Raw genomic sequence first — 17,031 nt, 5'->3', positions numbered from 1 at the left:
TACTTACAGTTAAACTAGTCCATTTATGCCTATAGATTTTAAATATTGATATGTTCCATCATAAAACTCTTTTTGACGTGTGTTATCATTTTCACTGCCTTCTGGAATCCAGATTACCATGCCCTGCCTCGCTCTAGTCAATAAAACTCGATAAGCATTTTTAGTAAACTGTTTATCCTCTTCTTTATTGATATTTTGCCATTTGTACCCTTTAAAGGATTGGTAGCACCACTGGTTATCCTGATAATAGAAATTTTCTCCCCAAGCTAGACATACCCAATCAAGCTCAAGTCCTTGAACGTCAAACTCTGTTGCCACATCTTCTAAAAAATAAGAGGAACGCACATCATCTTTGGGATTTAAAAACCAATTGGCCACGTCGATTTCATTTTTGACATGCACTCCTAATGCTTTCAGACGACGCGCCCCAGATGAAGCCACCAAGCCATAACGCTCACTTCCTTTGGCTTGTGCCTTTACCCATGCTTTAGCCTTTTGCAAATCTCTTGTAAGTACAATAGGATAATTGCTTTTAATTTCTTTCCAAAGTGACTTGGCCTGCTCATCCATGTCTAATAACGCGTGTACCCATGCCGAAACTTTTTCTGACCGAAACGAACGCACTGAAGTAGCCAGATGTAAATGGTTTTGCTTAACGCCTGTCGTAGATAACCAGTTTTTTATTGCAGTATCTTGTAAATAATTGTCTTGATTGACAATTAAATTAGAATAATGCACCTGCCAATCTATGTCAGAAGATTTCAAAGCTTGCATCCAGGCAACAAGACCTGCTTCCCCTGTGTTGATTTCTTGACCTCCTCCAATCAAGCAAACTATCACACACCAATCTTGATGGCGATTCATTACCTCAATCAAAAATCCTGGTTCAGACTTATTAAAATCTGGCCGTCCGCGTTTTTGACGCATAAATTTACAAGTTTGATGTTGATTCCACGCTCGTTGTGCTTCATCAAATACCACAACTTTTTCAGTTGGTGCCTGTAAATTTTCCAAATATTCATCTCTAAAATGATGAATATTTTGAATGAATGCTTTGGTTGCCTTTAATGCATTTTCTTTTTTGATTTTATTTTTAATGACACTATCTCTTGCCAAAGCCTCTTGCAAAACTTGTACCAACGGGCCATTTCCTGATAAGAAAACAGCGTGCTCATCTTCTGCTACTTTTAAACGCTGATTAGCAATATTGAGCCCAGCCAATGTCTTCCCTGCACCTGGAACACCAGTAACAAAACAAATAGCTTTTTTATTCCCTTGTTTGGCTTGCTCAATAATGTTACTAATACAATTAGCCGTAGCTGACAAATTTTTTGCACCAGCATCTGAACGCGTGATTTCTGCAACATCATGATTTTGATAAAGTGCTTGTGCCGCTTCAATAATGGTAGGCGTTGGTTTGTATGAAGATTGCTCCCAAGCTAAAACATCCATTAGACTAGTTGAATTATAAGGCTTGAAAAACTCACGCAAATTCTGTGCATTCAATAAAATTGCCTGATTTAGATTTTGAGCTTCCTGAAAATTATTTTTGAATTTTTTTGATGCTTTTTCTGCAATTAATACAGGTATTAAATTTGCATGATGGCTACCTTCATGGAAATTTCGTAAATCAAGCGCATAGTCAATCACTTGGTCAATGGCATGCTTATCATATTGTTCGCTGCCAATTTTAAACTCTAGCAAAAAAATCTTATCTCCAAGAATGACAATATTATCAACACGCTTCCCCATTCTTGGAATTGAAAATTCAAAATAAATATAACCAGTTAGTTTTGCTAATTTTGACTTTAAAATGGTAATTTGCTGTTTCCATGCATTTTTTTGCAAAATTTCTAGTTTATTATTTTGATGTTGTTCACTTAGTTCACCTAAAATTTTTTGGTTATCTTCCTGGATAAAATCAGCAATACTTTTACCGTAATAAGCTCTTAACATAATTTATCTACCTAATATTAATTGTATTTCTTACAAAAATAGTTCTTCAATATAATTCTTTGACTTATCCCGTTTCCCCAGCAACTCCGGTTGGCAAATTTCCACCAGCGAGCAGGCTTTGCAGCGTTTGCTATAATCGGGCGGCGGGGTTTGTCCGCTGTTTAGGAGTTCGCGCACGGCGGCGATGGTGGCGAGTGTTTGGGCGCGCAGGTCGTCTGAAAATACGACGGGAACACGGTGGCGGGTTTGCATATACCACAGCGCGCCCTCAGAGACGGTTTGCCCCGTCATTTCTTCTAGGCACAAGCCTTGGGCGCAAAGCTGGATTTCGTCCATCGGGTCGGGTTTGGGCTTGCCGCGTTTGTATTCCACAGGTTTCAGACGGCCTGTTTTCGTGTCCACCTCCACCAAATCCAATACGCCGCTGATGCCCAGTTTCTCCGCCGATACATGCATCGTCCGCTCAAAACGCACGCCCTTGCGCGTTTCGGGTTCGCCCGAATCCACCCGCTCATGCAGCGCCTTGCCCTGCGCGGTCAAATAGTTCTCCGCCCACGCCTGCTCGTTGTGAATCAGCGCGCATTGGCGCGGGCAGAAGGCGTAGTGTTGCAAGGCAGAAAGGGGAATCAGGCGCGTGTTCTGATTTTCCCTTTGGCTTTCGGTTGAAAGTGCGATCATTTTTTTGAACGTTTTTTAAAGCAGCTCTTCCACACTCACGCCATTCAGGCCGTCTGAAACCACGCTGATGTTGTAATCGCCAAAACCGCTTGCAGGCGTACCTGATTCGCCGTTTATGCGTTCGACTTTCACGGCATCAAACAATTTATGTGCAGGCTGGCTGCCGAGCGCGCTGTCGTGTTTGAAAACAATCAGTTTGCGTGCTGCCATTTCACCACGGGCGGCGGAGCGGTCGTGTTCAAACATCAGCGTCAGGGCTTGCCAGAGTTTGGCTAAGTCGTCGTCTGAAAAATCGGTTTTGGCGGCAAGGTTGGCGGAGATAAAACCGTGCACGCGGTAGAGCGCGTAAGGGACGATGTATTTACGCCCCATAGTGCGTTCTTTTTCCAAGTCTTTTTCGTTGGTTACTGCCATGCGGGTGATCGAAACTTCCAGCGGCACAATCGGGTCGATGGATTGGGCGAACGCCAGTTGTACAGGGCCGCGTACTTGTCCGCTGTTGACTTCGGTGGTCATCACCGCACCGAAGGTACGGATATCGAAGAAGTTTTTACACATCCACGCGGTAATGTCGCGGGCTTTAGCTTCGTCCTTCGGCAGTTTTTTGGCTTCAGATTCAATGCCAAGCGCTTCATAAGCGCGTTTGTTTTGCAGGTTCAACACGCTTTTTTCTTTGACGTAGATTTCGTAACCGGCTTCGTTTTCGCTGCTGATTTCGACAAAATTACGGATTTTGCGTTTCAGACAGACATCGGTTACCAAGCCTTTGCTGGATTCGGGGTCAAGACGCGGCATATTGCCCGCATCGGGATCGCCGTTGGGGTTGCCGTTGGTTACATCAAAAAAGTAAACAAATTCATAGCGGTTTTGAATAGCAGACATTTTCTGGCTCCTTAGTTTTCAATGGTTTCAGCGGTTTCTTTTTTAGCAAAATAGCTTTGTTTTTGATGGTAATAGCCGATGGCGAAACGACCTTGTTCGTCAATGCTCAAATGGCGCGGAAAGGTTTCGGGCAGTTTGGCAATGATTTCGCCCAAATCTTTATCCAAATTCACCGCCATGCCGGCTTTGTCTTTACGCAAGCGCGATAAATGGTGTTTTGCACCCGACAAAAGGCGCGGAAAAACGGAAAACGGCACGGCGGATGCAGAGCCGTAATAGCGGTCGGCAATGCCGGCATTTAATTCGCCCAACGCCTGATATTGAATGCGCTCCAACACGGCAAACAGCCGCCCTAAAAGATAGGCGCGATTCGGGCTTTCATTGTTCAAACTCATAGGAACTCCTTCTTCGATAAAACCTTTTCTAAAACGCCGCTCTAATACGGCTTTCATCATTGCCACGCGCAGACCGTTCACGTCGCCGTCGGCGCGGATTCGGGTAATCAGTTGCGACAGCAAACTTAAGGGGTACGGCGTGCCGCAAATCACGGCGCGGGTCATCTCACCTGCCAATACGGGCGAGATATTTTCGCTTTTGCCCAATACGGCAGTTTGCAATAAGAGTCGCCAAATAGACGGCGGCGTTTTCCACGCGCAAGGTTCAAGGGCTAAATCTTGCCAATGCTGCGCCAAATTTTCCGCCAGCTGCCCAAAGGTGGTATCCAGCCAAAACCGAACAGAAATTCGTGCGGCATTAGGGGCAAGCCCTAAGATATAAAAACGGGTATTGGGAGAGAGTTCGGGCGTAATTTCTTGCAGCGGACGACCTTTGCCGATTTGTTCCAATACGTTGAAAATTTTAGCGCTTTCTTGTTCGTCATCCGGCGGCGTGAACACGTGCGCGAAGAAGCCTTCAGCAGCCTGCGCCGTGGCGTTATCATCCGCTTCCGCCCAAAAGACCGTGCTGGCATCGCCGATGGTCAAACAGTGATTATTTTCGCGGCGCAACAGATAGTTCAGCGCAGTGGTGTAGGCAAACGCGGATTGTTCGGAAACAGGCGCATTTGCGCCTTGCTCCTTGCCAAACGAAGCAAAGGCTTCTTTATTAAACGAAATAATCGAACCGCCGGAACTTTGCCCGCCAAACACGCCTTTAATCGCCGGATACAGCCGTGCAATCGGGGCGGTGTCGCCGCTAATCAGGCACAAGCCTTCGAGTGCTTCGTCGCTTTTCAGGCAGCCTGCCCACAAGGTTTGTGCGGCTTCGCGTTTATGGATAAGTGCGGTCGGTTTTTCAAGAGAAAATGCAATGTTGGCATCGAGCATTTCGGCAGGCAGGTTTTCGGTAGCGAAATGTGCAGGCTGCCAGTTTTGCAGAAAACGGCACAAGGCTTGCAAGGCTTCATCGTCGCTGTTTTGCAGTAAATCAAGATGGTATTGCTTAAAGGCGCCAAAGGTTTTTTCAGACGACGTAAACGGTTTTTCTTTCGCTTCGGCTTTGTTTTTATTGGCTTCCACGCCAAGCGCGTAGGCGGTCTTATCCCACAAAAAATTCGGTTTGATACCCGACGTGCGTTTTTCAGGGCGCGGCACACTCATCAGCTTCGGCTGCGGCTTTTTATCGGCAGTCAGATTCGGCACAACGGTTTTCAGACGACCTTCTTTATCCAACACCAGAATCCAGCCGATTTTCTCCTCGCTAAAGCCATAAGGCGGCACTTTCGGGTTGCCCATTTCATCGGTCTCCGCTGCCAAACGGCGGTAATAGCGGGCAAGGGACGCAAGAATCATGCTTTCACCTCCTCGGCGTAAAACGGCGGCACATCAATCACGCCGTCTTTCATTTGCGCGCGGAAAAAATGCGGCGTGTTGCCGTGGTCAAAATCAATATCGTGCAGCATCCAGCCCAAATCGCGGTTTGCCTCGCTTTCCGATAACGCCGACAGCAGCAGCGGCTCGCCTTCGTCAATCAACGCAAAATCGGCAGGAAACTCACGCACGCCCAAACAAGGCTGCTGAAAGCATTGCCCTTTTTTCGCACGGCGTTTGAACATCTCAATATGTTTAGTAACGGTCTCATCCGCCCCCGCTTTTGCCGTCAGCACCGCATGGGCTTCAATCACATACGCCACGTCTTTAAGCACTGTCGCCGCACGCTGCTGGCGGTCATCTTCAATCAGCGTATATAAATCGGCAACGCTCTTGCGCTTCATCGCGCCGCTAACCTTGCCCGCCGAAATCTTGCCGCCCAACTCATTGCGCCGCACCGACTCAAAGCGAATCGGTTTCAACACATAAATCCGGTCAATCACCCACCGAATCGCGGGCTTCCAATGCACCGCCGCCAAAATCCCGCGCGCCGCCGACGGCGTGATGACATCATAAGACACCCGCTCCACCTTCATCTCCGGACGGGTAAAACAGGCATAATCGCCCCAAACGTGTAGGCGGATTTGGTTCATTTGGTTCTCCTTGTGGTTGGGGAAGTGCGGTTTCAGACGACGTTTTGAAAACGTTGGGAAAATTGCCCGCACTTTTGAATGATATTTTTATATATCTGTAATTTCTGCGAATCTCACTTCTGGAAGGGGATCGTTTTTCGCCATTTCCAATATTCTTTTTAAATCCACATCATCATTTTGCTCTTTATTCAAAATATCTCTAGCCAATCTAACGCAAGCTGCACGCACAAGTGAAATACTTACAGACTCCTGATTATATGGGGGAATTCTCCCGTAATTAGTGCTATCAAAAATAACTGGAAGAATTTCACTAAGTGATTCAATATCTTCACCTGAAAGATATTCTTTTTTATACATCTGATTAGCCGTCCAAAGGAGTGGGGCTAACCCTTGTTTTTGATTTGAACTAATCATGTAAATCAGTCGCTTAATTAACCTATTTATCACAGGTAAATCTTGAAGTTCTCTCCAAGTTAACAGAGCATAAGAGGCATACGCTAATTTATGACCTTCTATAGATTGGAACCCCTTCTTAATCAATCCCTCCGTGCGACAAATAAAACTTTCATCTGATACAGCAAAATATGGATACGCCATCAGAATTTCCGCTTTATCAAGTACTATATGCATATCACACAACTTCTGAAAATTTTCTTCAGTTAATGCTTCTTTTGACAATGCAGGCACAATGGAACGCGCTAATACTTCACTAATTAATTCAGCCGTTTCAGAATTTATATTTTTAGAAAACCCTATTTCACTATCATCTTTTTCGGGTAATCTCCAAGAGGTTAGTTTTTCGAAATAATTCACAGCCTGTTCTTGACTTGGCAATTCCTTAACATTTTTTCCAAGTGCTGCATTAACTACATCCATTAAAAAATCCAATTTAAACAAGTTTTCTTCCTTCTGTTCAAATAAATATTCTCTAACTAATGCTTTTACCGACAAATAATCCATGTTTGGTAATTCAAGTAGAACGTAATTAAGCAATCCTGTTTTAGGTATATTTTTATAATCAGGATTATCTCCCCATATATTTAATGCAATTTGTCTGCATTCTTTTTCGGTAAGGAACTTACTCTTTATTAAAGGTAATAGTCTTAACAATGCTGGAGCATTTTTAGAAGAATTTTTTTCTATACTATCTATAATTTCACCAATGCGTTTATCAATAAAAATATTTTGCTTACGCTTACCCGGATTATCTATGACAGGATTAGCCCACTTACCATATTCATTTTTTTGAATTTCTGTTTCAAGTGGATAGGATAATGCATCAAGTAACACCTCATGTTGCTCATCGTCAGGAATACTTTTAAGAGAAAATTTAATTAAATCCTTAATTGAATCAAATAGCCATAGGTGTTGAAATTTCTTATTCTGTCCTAAAGAAACTGCTAAGCGAAAAATTTGCTTAGCTTGTTCAGATGTTGCTCTTACAGAAATTCTAGCTAATACTTCAATAAAAACACGTAAGCGGTCAATTGCATGGCGTGTAATACCGCTTATGCTCGATTGAGCCTCTCGCTTTTCAGACCAATATTCAATTGAAGATATAGTTTTTTCTATTAAAAAATTAGCCTCGTCCTGAGATAAACACGCAATTTGAATTCTAGAAAATACTCTTTTTAAGACATTAGATGTCTCACTACTGGCGGCTCTAATAGCAAGAGAGAAACGTTGGGTATTATCAATTTCAGTTAACTCGGCAATTTTTGCAGCTGAATCGACAAGAAAATTTGTATGCTGCCAACGTAATGGTAGTCCAACAGTATTAGATATACCTTCTAGTAGAAGTAGTGGGTGTAATTCATTACTCCAAGTTACAGTATTGGAGTTATCTTTGTAATGCCCTGGTTCAAATAAAGGCTCAATCTCTTGTTCTTGTTGCTTTGCTAATTTTCTGGTAATTTTTTTCTGCATGTGTTCTATGTAATCCCAAGGATCACATTTAGATTCTTTATAATCAAAAGAGAAAATTCTAATTTTCTCTTCCAGTTCACTCAAGTTAATACCTCTAGCTAACCAGTATGCCCAAGCTAGACGAGAGAGCAAATAAATAGAACCATGATTATTTCTATACTGTTTAAGTAAATCACTATATGCTTCACTTATTAAGTGTTTACCTTCTTCAAAATTTCCAAGCTCTGCAAATAAAGAAGCCTTTTTTAACTTCCAAATAGGATCATTAGTGGTAATTTCTTCTGCATATTTCTCTAAAGCTGGATAATCAAATGAATCCCGCGCTAAAATAGCGGAATAATAGGACAATTCGTTATCAATTTCTGTCCAATATTCTTTTCCTTTTTCCAATATACGTCTTGTTATTAGAATAATATCTTTACTTTCTGACTGTTCCATCCAACGTGTATTTTTCAATAAAAGAAGCGCAATATCTAATTGTTGTTTCTTTGTTAAACAACAAGGTTTATCAAGATCACATACTGTTAGCAGTTCATTTACCAACCAATTTGGAAGAATTTCAAAAGTTACTTTATAATGCCAAGCTATTTCATACAGCAGCTTAGCTCTTGAATCTTTATTCATTCTTGACAAATTATCAGGATTAGGCCAAGGATCTGTTAACTGCATATGCAAGGTAAATCTCAATAAATTTGGACATACCAACCACTCAGGGTAAGACAATCTATCCTTTTCCAAAGGAACTAATTGCCTTTCAAGGAGATGAGCTGCATGCTCATGATCTTGATAACGCCTATTTAATTCTTCTTCTGTCATTTCCATTCGCTGTAGCTTGCTTGGCTCCCATTCCCATTTATTCTTAGGTTTTAGTTTTTGCAAGGTCTGAAAAAATATTTCTGTGGCCTTAAAATGACGCATATCTGCATCATCATAATCTTTAACCAAACTATATAAATCTATTGGTGCGATATTGAGCGACTCTAAATATTTCTGTTTTGAAGAATTTAATCCTAAAGCTCCAACGAGGTAAATCCGTCTAGAATGACTAGTTAAATGATCTCTAACCCAACCAGCCCACTGTAAGAAATTTGGGTCATCTCCAGAGAAACCCATTAGACATAGTTCATTTTCAATAAATACTTGCCGAGCAAAGTTCACAAATGCTGCATATTGTTGCGGATATTTACGGTAATCTTCCTGAGTAAAAATCAAATCTTTACTTACATCGATAGTGCCATGCAATTTCACGATACGAGGTGATCTTGCACTTGAAAGATCTTCCTGTTTTGAAACAATACTATATACAGGCTGATGAATTTCTTCTGAAGCACGTTCAAGCAAAGTATCCCAGTTTGTAGTCAAAACCTCTGACCATGGTAATTCTAGTAAGGATTTATATAGTTCCCCCGGTATCCAGGCTGAATCATTAATTTCCTTCTTGATTAAATCATGTAACGCTTGTTTACCGAAATATGCATTGTATTCTTCAGCTAGTCGTAATGGATCTGAGCTATTTGAACTCAATTCTTTAATTAATAGTTCAGAAAAATTAAACCAAAGCGGAAGCTTTTTATTGCTATCTCCTGTTGTCGCAGCACTTCTACTAAAACCTGCACCTATCATAATAGCTGCACCATGATAAGAGTTATTTTGTTGCCAAAGAGCAGAAGCAAGTTTTTTTAATTTTGTATAGTCATCAAGTTGTGTAATGTCTTTAATTATTCTGAATTCCTATGTAATTATCTTCTCAATTAATCAAAATAATTTTCCTTAAAACACCAAATTCTCCCCCTTCAAAAACTCCATATCCTCCCAAGAAAGCCCAGCTACATCATCATACAAATCCAGCCCAATCAGCGTATAAAACTGTTTGCCGAAGTTTTTCTCGTTAATCGGTTCGATACGCCCTGCTTTATATAAAGCGGCGAGGGCTTTTTCGGGGATTTGGACGGTGTAGGGTTGCAGTTTGCGTAAGAGCCCGCCGATGTGGTCGGCGTGGTGCAGGCTGCTAATGAGGCTTTCGGCCTCAACATCGAACGGAATAATCAGCGGCTGCATGTGGCTTTCGATCATGCGGAATTTGTCGGCGATGGTTTGGAATGGGAAATCGAGGCTTTGCCCTGTATCGTTGTGCATTTTCAGGATTTTTTTATTATCCAGTTCACTGCCTTTTAATTGATAAAGCTCGGCGAAGTAGGCGGCGACGGCTTGGGTGGATAAGAGGTCGTCTGAAAAACTGTCGGCGGTCAGGCGCATAACGGCGGCTTGGGCGGCAAGTTCGGGCGGGGCTTTCCATTGTTCTTCAGGTGCGAATATCCAGACAAAGCTGTTTTCAGACGGCCTTTTGCCTTCGCGGTTGCAGCGTCCTGCGGCTTGAGCAACGCTGTCTAAACCTGCTTCGGCGCGCATCACCAGCGGAAAATCCACATCAACGCCGGCTTCGATTAAGGAGGTGGCGATAACGCGGCAGGGTTCGCCGTTTTTCAGACGGCCTCGGATTTCATCGAGCTTTTGACTGCGGTGTTTGGCGCACATTAACGTGGTCAGGTGGAACGTGCCGTCAAGGTGTTTGGCTTGGTCGTACAGGCTGCGGGCATGGCGGCGGTTGTTGACGATGACGAGCATTTGCGGGTGTTCGGCAAATTTGGCGAGCAAGTCGGCGTCGGTTTGTGTGCCGATGTGTTGCACGGTGGTGCGGCGCAGTTTGTCGAAAAGTGCGGTCGGTTTTGGGGCGATTTCGCGCACGTTTTCAAAGCCTCGATAGAAGCCGTTTTCGGATTGCACGGCTGGCTGGGTGGCGGTGCACATGACGACAGAGCAATGATAGTTCTGCGCCAATTCTTTGATGGCTTGCATGATGGGCAGCAAAAGATTGAGCGGTAGCATTTGCGCTTCGTCGAGGATGATGACGGAGCCTGCGATGTTGTGCAGCTTGCGGCAGCGCGAGGAGCGGTCGGCAAAGAGGGATTCGAAGAATTGCACGGCGGTGGTCACGACAATCGGCGCGTCCCAGTTTTCCGAAGCAAGGCACAATTTGTCTTTGGTGGCCTCATTTTGCAGTTTGTCGTCGTCGAAAGTGCTGTGGTGTTCCAACACGGCTTGTTCGCCCAATTCGCCAAAGGCTTTGCGAAATTCGGCGGCATTTTGTTCGATGATGCTGGTGAACGGGATGACGTAAATCACGCGCCGCATTCCGTGCCGTTTGGCATGTTCCAGCGCGAATGCCATGGAAGTGAAGGTTTTGCCGCCGCCGGTCGGCACGGTGAGCGTAAACAGTCCTTGCGGTTGCGCCGCTTGTTCTACGGCGTAATCGAGGATTTCACCACGCAGGCGGTTTAAAACGGCGTTGCGTTTTTCGGCTTCGGTTTGCTCTGAAGCTTGGGCTATACGTCGTCTGAAAGCGTTGATGAATTGATTGAAATTGTGTTGTAAGGCGTTTAAATCGGGATAACCGCCGCGCTCGACGGCTTTGTTTTCTAGGTTTGAATAAAAGACTTCGGTGTCGAGATAATCGGCATCCACCAAGCAGGAATAGAGCATTCGGGTGAAAAAGGCGTAGGAGAAAAAAGGATGATGCGCGTCGGCTTTGAGTGGCGGTGCGGGCAGGTTTTGAGGGAGCTTGATTTCTTGTTGCCACAGGTTATCGAGGGCGGGAATATCTTCGCCAAATTGTAAAGCTAGACGCTGTTTCAAAGTACTGCGGTTATTGCCCTCACCACATCCATTAGCCAACCCCGCATGGTGCCCCGCAATGCAAAACGCCATCAGTTTGCCGATTACATTTCCCCAACGTTCTACCGCAATTTTCGCTCCGGCGGTAGCATGATCGACTGATGGGCCACCATGTAATCGGTGGTTAAAGGCTTCCGAATATTTCCCTAAGTCATGAAGCTGTCCCGTCTGGCAGGCAATTTCCTGCGCACCAAATACCCGAGCAAACTCCGCCGCCATTTCACCAACATTGACCGAATGGCTTTGCAAGGTTTGCCAATGTTCGTAAGGTAAGAGATTACCGAATTTGTCTTGCGCGGAATGGGCGTAGCGAATAACAGATTGGGACATAGTGACTTCCTAAGGTTTAATACACCATCATTTTTATTTAATAAATAAGACGTGGTTTCTTTAAGAATAAATTTAGATTTTTTAGAAACATAACATCACACTTACTTGTAGTCAGAGCGTATCAAAAATATTGCATATCATCTAACACCTTTCCCTCATTCTGAGACCCCAATCACACTTTTTCTCCCCTGAAATTTTCGCCATTTCATGCTAAAGTTTACGCACCATTTTTCATAAGGATTCACCATGTCTTTTGTTGCTCAATTTGCCGATAAACTCCGTTCTCTCGCCGAGGTTTTAATTCACTCTTTTCCGGAAAAATTCAATTCCACTTTGTTTGAACAAATTGAACAACAAAGAGAAGATCCCGCAACAAATATCGGGCAAATGGCTGTGGCGGTGGCGATGTCGGATTTTGTGGCGGAGGCGTGGCAGAAACAGCCGGCGTTTTTAGCAAAATGTTGGGAAAAACTACCGCACTTTGAGGATTGTGACCAGTACGCCGAGCGGTTGGATGAGGTGTTACAGCATGTGCAAACGGAAGAGCAACTTTACCGGGAATTACGTCTGTTTCGCGCCCGTGAAATGGTGAAGTTGAGTGTTTGCCAAAGTCTTAATTTCGCCACGGTGGAACAGGTTTTTATTCGCTTGTCGCAACTGGCGGAAAGCCTGATTATTGGTGCACGCGATTGGCTTTATGCACGGGCTTGTGAAGAAATGGGCACGCCGATGGATGCGCAGGGCAACGCGCAGCAGCTATATATTCTCGGCATGGGGAAATTGGGTGGCTTTGAGCTGAATTTTTCTTCCGACATTGATTTGATTTTTACGTATCCAAGCCAAGGGGAAACCGTGGGGGCACGCCGCAGTGTGGATAATGCGAAGTTTTTCACCCGTTTGGGGCAACGCTTGATTAACGCGTTAGATCAATACACCGCCGATGGTTTTGTGTACCGCACGGATATGCGTTTACGTCCCTTTGGCGACAGTGGCGCGCTGGCACTCAGTTTTAACGCCATGGAGCAGTATTATCAGGATCAAGGGCGCGATTGGGAACGTTACGCCATGATCAAAGGTCGCATTTTAGGCGCGCAAGCAACGGATCCCAATATCACCGTTTTACAAAATTTATTGCGCCCGTTTGTATATCGTCGCTACATTGATTTCAGCGTGATTCAAGCATTGCGCGAGATGAAACAAAAAATCGAACGGGAAGTACGCCGCCGCAATCTCACCGATAACATCAAATTGGGCGCGGGTGGCATTCGTGAAATTGAGTTTATCGTGCAGGTTTTCCAGTTAATTCGCGGTGGGCGGGAAATTGCCTTGCAACAGCACGAATTGCTGAATTTATTGCCGGAACTGAGCAAGCTGAATTTAATTTCCAGCGAACAGGAATCCGATTTGCGCCACGCCTATTTATTTCTACGTCGCGCGGAAAATGTGCTGCAAGCCATCAAAGATCAACAAACCCAACAACTGCCAGACAATGAATTGGATCGTCAACGTTTAATCTTCGCCTGCGCGGAATTTACCCAATGGGGTGCGCAACAAGAAAGTGTTTCCGTCACCTACCCGATTCACGATTGGGCGAGTTTTCTCGCCGTGTTACACGAACATCAGCGCAAAGTGCGGTCGGTTTTTCAGTCATTAATTGGCGATGAACAAGAAGAAAATACATCGGAAAATGCGTGGGAAGATTTCCTCGAAACGGATTTTGACGAACAGGAATTGCTCGGCATTTTGCAACAAAACAGCGTGCCGGAGACGGAACAAGATGCGGTGTTGGATCGCCTGTTGCAATTTCGCAACGAATTGCCTCGTTATGCCATTGGTGTACGCGGGCGGGCAGTGCTCAATCGCTTAATGCCAAACCTGCTGGAACAAGTTTTACACGCGCCCAACAGCCCGGTGTTACTGCCACGGATTTTGACGATTATTGAAAAAATTCTCACGCGTACCACTTACCTCGAACTGTTAGCAGAGAATCCACAAGCCTTGACGCAGCTTATCGAACTGTGTGCCCAATCAAAATTTATTGCAGAACAAGTGGCTCGCCACCCGATTTTGCTCGATGAATTGCTCGATCAAAAATCCCTGCGAAATCCACCGCACTTTACCGAGTACGCTTCCGAATTACAGCAATATTTATTGCGCCTGCCGCAAGATGACGAAGAACAATTCATCGACGGCTTGCGCCAGTTTAAGCACGCTGCCCTGCTCCGCATTGCCGCTGCCGATATTCTCGGTGTGTTGCCGGTAATGAAAGTGAGCGATCATCTCACTTATTTGGCTGAGGCGATTATCAGTGCGGTGGTCAATTTGGCGTGGCAACAAATCGCCGTGCGTTTTGGGGTGCCAGAACATTTGGCGGAAGGGGAAAAAAACTTCCTCGTGGTGGGTTACGGCAAATTGGGCGGCATTGAATTGGGCTATAAATCCGATTTGGATCTTGTCTTCTTATACGATCCCGCCGGCAACAGTCAAACCGTTGGAGGCAAAAAAGTCATCGACAGCAACCAATTTTATTTACGTTTAGCCCAAAAAATCGTCAGTATTTTCAGCATGAATACCAGCGCCGGGATTTTATATGACGTGGATATGCGCCTGCGCCCGTCGGGCGATGCGGGATTGCTTGGTTGCTCTTTCGCCGCCTTTGAAAACTATCAACTGAACGAAGCCTGGACCTGGGAAAAACAAGCCTTGGTGCGTAGCCGTGCAGTGTTCGGCGAACAGAAACTCCGAGATGAATTTGAAACCATTCGTCACAACGTGCTTTCTGCCCCGCGTGACTTAGTTCAACTGAAACAGGATGTCGGCGAAATGCGGGAAAAAATGTATGAACATTTGGCAAAACATGATGACGCCCAATTCAACATTAAAACCGACCAAGGCGGCATTACGGACATTGAATTTATCGCACAATATTTGGTGTTGGCGCATTCGCCGCAACAGCCAGCCCTCACTCGCTGGTCAGACAATGTGCGGATTTTCGAGATCATGGCGGAACATGACGTAATTTCCGATTCTGACAGCGAACGCTTAAAACAATGTTATGTGGATCTGCGCAACCGTATTCACCATTTAAATTTACTCGGTTTACCCTCTGTGGTGGACGCGTCGGAATTTTGTGCAGAACGGGCGTTTGTGCGAGAGATTTGGAAGAAATTATTGGGATAAGGCAAGTTTCTTTTTGAGATAATGTGTGGATCCGTTTTTATCGCCGTGTTAAAAATTACGTTGAAAACTGACCGCACTTTTAGCTGTGTTAGCGCCGATTTTTCATCAAAATCGGCGACTCTACTCTATGGTCTCATTGCTGGAGACATCTCTATCCCTTCGCAGGACTCATTTAACTTTGTTGGGCTTTCTTGCGATTTTTATGCCATTTCCAAACAAGATAAACCACAAGGAGCGCGATTAAGATATAAATCACTGATTGGCCTTTCTTAATTTGTGCGTGTAGCCAATCTAAATTGCTGGCACCAAAATCACCGAGATAAACCCAAATTGGCACGGAAATAATCGCAGCACAAAAATCTAATAATACAAAACGCGTAAAACTCACCCGTCGGGTGATTCCGGCAACCATGTAAATCGGGGCGCGTAAACCGGGTAAAAATCGCGCGACAAATAATACACGATTGCCATATTGATCGAATTTACTACGTACCATGCGCAAACGATCTAAAGTCAAAAAGCGACGAATAGGTCTAAAACGTAGAATTTTAGTACCATAAATGCGACCAAGCCAATACATCGTGCTATCGCCTAGCAACACACCAAGCAAGCTTACGACTAACATGATGTGCACATTTGCATATCCCAAACCGGAAATAACGCCGCCGGAAACTAATGTAATATCTTCCGGAATCGGTACGCCAAAACCACAGATAATCAAAACAAATAACACGGCGAAATAACCGTAATTGCTAAAAAAATTAATCAGAAATTCCATGAATAAAAGCGTCCTAAAACTAAAAATAACCCGCCCATTTTATCCCATCTTGCCTGAATATGGCTAGGAAAAAGTGCTTGATTGAGTTTGCATTACCTATACGAATTTATTATAATCACCAGCCTCAAAGTTCAGACTTTGAGCAAATTTTGTGAAATCGCTGGGTCGCCTGCGATTTTTATTCGTTTAAATCTTTAAAAAGAGAACACTAAAATGGCATTTAAATTTAACGCTGAAGTTCGTACAGCGCAAGGTAAGGGTGCGAGCCGCCGCCTGCGTCACAACGGTCAAATCCCAGCTATCGTTTATGGTGGCAAGGAAGAGCCTGTATCTATCATTTTAAGTCATGATGAACTAAACAATGCGCAAGCGCATGATGCTTTCTATTCAGACGTCATCACATTAGTGATTGATGGTAAAGAGGTGGCTGTGAAAGTGCAAGCAATGCAACGTCACCCATTTAAGCCGAAACTTGTGCACATTGACTTCAAACGTGCATAATTGATAAAAACTCCAGATGGCCTCTGGAGTTTTTTATATACCACTATTACATAAAGGATAGATTATGAAAAAATTAATTAAATTTGGTGCTGTTGCTTTATTTGCTGTTTTTTTGGCTGCTTGTGATAAAGCGGTAGATCCTGCAGTTGAAACGGCTGATTATAATGCGTTAATTGAATGGAACAGAAACCAAGAGCAAACACAGCTACAATCCCAACAAAAATTCCAACAAGATCTTATGGTGGCGGTACAAGCCAAAGACAATAAAAAGATCCAAGAAGCGATTGATACCTTTAATAACTCTGTAAAAAACACAATTGCTAGCTTAGAATCGTTAAAAATTCAATCTGCTTCAATTAATGAAGTCAAAGAACAAACAAAAACCGTGCTTAGCTTAGCAAGCGATTTATTGGTTGATCAAGCGAATGTGAGCTTAAGCGAGCCAACGGAAGAACAACAAAAAGCTTATTTAGCAAAAGCAGAAAAATTAAAAGATGCCATGGCGAAACTACAAGAGCAAAGCCTTGCATTAGAGAAAAAATTTAATGGAAATGCTAAAGCACAATAATTCTGCTTAAGCCAATCTCCATAAAAAATCCCCTTTTCG

At 44.0% G+C, this 17,031-nt stretch carries 11 protein-coding genes; 3 read left to right on the top strand and 8 right to left on the bottom strand.

From position 1 onward, the window contains the following. Positions 1–9: 9 nt before the first annotated feature. From AC30SF_RS04570 to cas3, 7 genes are all read right to left on the bottom strand, one after another. A complete protein-coding gene (locus AC30SF_RS04570) occupies positions 10–1,956 on the bottom strand; it encodes a DUF2075 domain-containing protein (protein WP_489607703.1) in 1,947 nt (648 codons plus the stop codon). 30 nt (positions 1,957–1,986) lie between these two features. Next, positions 1,987–2,634: a CRISPR-associated protein Cas4 gene (cas4, locus tag AC30SF_RS04565; RefSeq protein ID WP_489607702.1), complete on the bottom strand. Its 648-nt coding sequence runs from the start codon at positions 2,632–2,634 to the stop codon at positions 1,987–1,989. 15 nt (positions 2,635–2,649) lie between these two features. Beyond that, positions 2,650–3,516, bottom strand: a complete 867-nt coding sequence (gene cas7c, locus AC30SF_RS04560) for a type I-C CRISPR-associated protein Cas7/Csd2 (protein WP_489607701.1) — start codon at positions 3,514–3,516, stop codon at positions 2,650–2,652. 11 nt (positions 3,517–3,527) lie between these two features. Then, complete coding sequence (gene cas8c / locus AC30SF_RS04555; protein WP_489607700.1) at positions 3,528–5,306, bottom strand: type I-C CRISPR-associated protein Cas8c/Csd1; 1,779 nt, start codon at positions 5,304–5,306, stop codon at positions 3,528–3,530. Further along, entirely contained in the window at positions 5,303–5,977 is a 675-nt protein-coding gene (gene cas5c / locus AC30SF_RS04550) for a type I-C CRISPR-associated protein Cas5c (RefSeq protein WP_489607699.1), read from the bottom strand. The genes cas8c and cas5c overlap by 4 nt, the downstream gene beginning before the upstream one ends. Before the next feature lie 87 nt (positions 5,978–6,064). Beyond that, complete coding sequence (locus tag AC30SF_RS04545; RefSeq protein WP_489607698.1) at positions 6,065–9,526, bottom strand: SIR2 family NAD-dependent protein deacylase; 3,462 nt, start codon at positions 9,524–9,526, stop codon at positions 6,065–6,067. A 147-nt stretch (positions 9,527–9,673) separates the two neighbouring features. Further along, complete coding sequence (gene cas3, locus AC30SF_RS04540) at positions 9,674–11,965, bottom strand: CRISPR-associated helicase Cas3' (RefSeq protein ID WP_489607697.1); 2,292 nt, start codon at positions 11,963–11,965, stop codon at positions 9,674–9,676. Between the two features lie 246 nt (positions 11,966–12,211). Between cas3 and glnE the strand changes: the two genes are divergently transcribed. Continuing rightward, positions 12,212–15,145 carry a bifunctional [glutamate--ammonia ligase]-adenylyl-L-tyrosine phosphorylase/[glutamate--ammonia-ligase] adenylyltransferase gene (gene glnE, locus AC30SF_RS04535; RefSeq protein ID WP_489607696.1) on the top strand — a complete coding sequence of 978 codons (2,934 nt, stop codon included), beginning with the start codon at positions 12,212–12,214 and terminating at the stop codon, positions 15,143–15,145. 172 nt (positions 15,146–15,317) lie between these two features. Here the strand turns inward: glnE and AC30SF_RS04530 are convergent, their stop codons facing one another. After that, positions 15,318–15,923 (bottom strand): DedA family protein, encoded by a 606-nt coding sequence (locus AC30SF_RS04530; RefSeq protein ID WP_021615270.1) that lies wholly within the window; start codon positions 15,921–15,923, stop codon positions 15,318–15,320. Positions 15,924–16,136: 213 nt separating this feature from the next. Here AC30SF_RS04530 and rplY point away from each other — a divergent pair, with 213 nt between their 5' ends. Then, a complete protein-coding gene (gene rplY / locus AC30SF_RS04525; protein WP_296027948.1) occupies positions 16,137–16,424 on the top strand; it encodes a 50S ribosomal protein L25 in 288 nt (95 codons plus the stop codon). Positions 16,425–16,488: 64 nt separating this feature from the next. After that, the gene (locus tag AC30SF_RS04520; protein ID WP_021615268.1) at positions 16,489–16,992 is read left to right on the top strand and encodes a hypothetical protein; all 504 of its coding nucleotides are present in this window, start codon (positions 16,489–16,491) and stop codon (positions 16,990–16,992) included. Positions 16,993–17,031 lie beyond the last annotated feature (39 nt).

Source organism: Aggregatibacter valvarum (genome assembly GCF_980468985.1).
This window is presented reverse-complemented; position numbering and strand designations above follow the sequence as displayed.

Excerpts from the sequence above, each read along its gene's own strand:
- cas5c (WP_489607699.1), bottom strand. The coding sequence starts at position 5,977 with ATGAACCAAATCCGCCTACACGTTTGGGGCGATTATGCCTGTTTTACC.
- AC30SF_RS04570 (WP_489607703.1), bottom strand. The coding sequence starts at position 1,956 with ATGTTAAGAGCTTATTACGGTAAAAGTATTGCTGATTTTATCCAGGAA.
- cas3 (WP_489607697.1), bottom strand. The coding sequence starts at position 11,965 with ATGTCCCAATCTGTTATTCGCTACGCCCATTCCGCGCAAGACAAATTC.
- AC30SF_RS04530 (WP_021615270.1), bottom strand. The coding sequence starts at position 15,923 with ATGGAATTTCTGATTAATTTTTTTAGCAATTACGGTTATTTCGCCGTG.
- rplY (WP_296027948.1), top strand. The coding sequence starts at position 16,137 with ATGGCATTTAAATTTAACGCTGAAGTTCGTACAGCGCAAGGTAAGGGT.
- glnE (WP_489607696.1), top strand. The coding sequence starts at position 12,212 with ATGTCTTTTGTTGCTCAATTTGCCGATAAACTCCGTTCTCTCGCCGAG.
- AC30SF_RS04545 (WP_489607698.1), bottom strand. The coding sequence starts at position 9,526 with ATGATAGGTGCAGGTTTTAGTAGAAGTGCTGCGACAACAGGAGATAGC.
- cas4 (WP_489607702.1), bottom strand. The coding sequence starts at position 2,634 with ATGATCGCACTTTCAACCGAAAGCCAAAGGGAAAATCAGAACACGCGC.
- cas7c (WP_489607701.1), bottom strand. The coding sequence starts at position 3,516 with ATGTCTGCTATTCAAAACCGCTATGAATTTGTTTACTTTTTTGATGTA.
- cas8c (WP_489607700.1), bottom strand. The coding sequence starts at position 5,306 with ATGATTCTTGCGTCCCTTGCCCGCTATTACCGCCGTTTGGCAGCGGAG.
- AC30SF_RS04520 (WP_021615268.1), top strand. The coding sequence starts at position 16,489 with ATGAAAAAATTAATTAAATTTGGTGCTGTTGCTTTATTTGCTGTTTTT.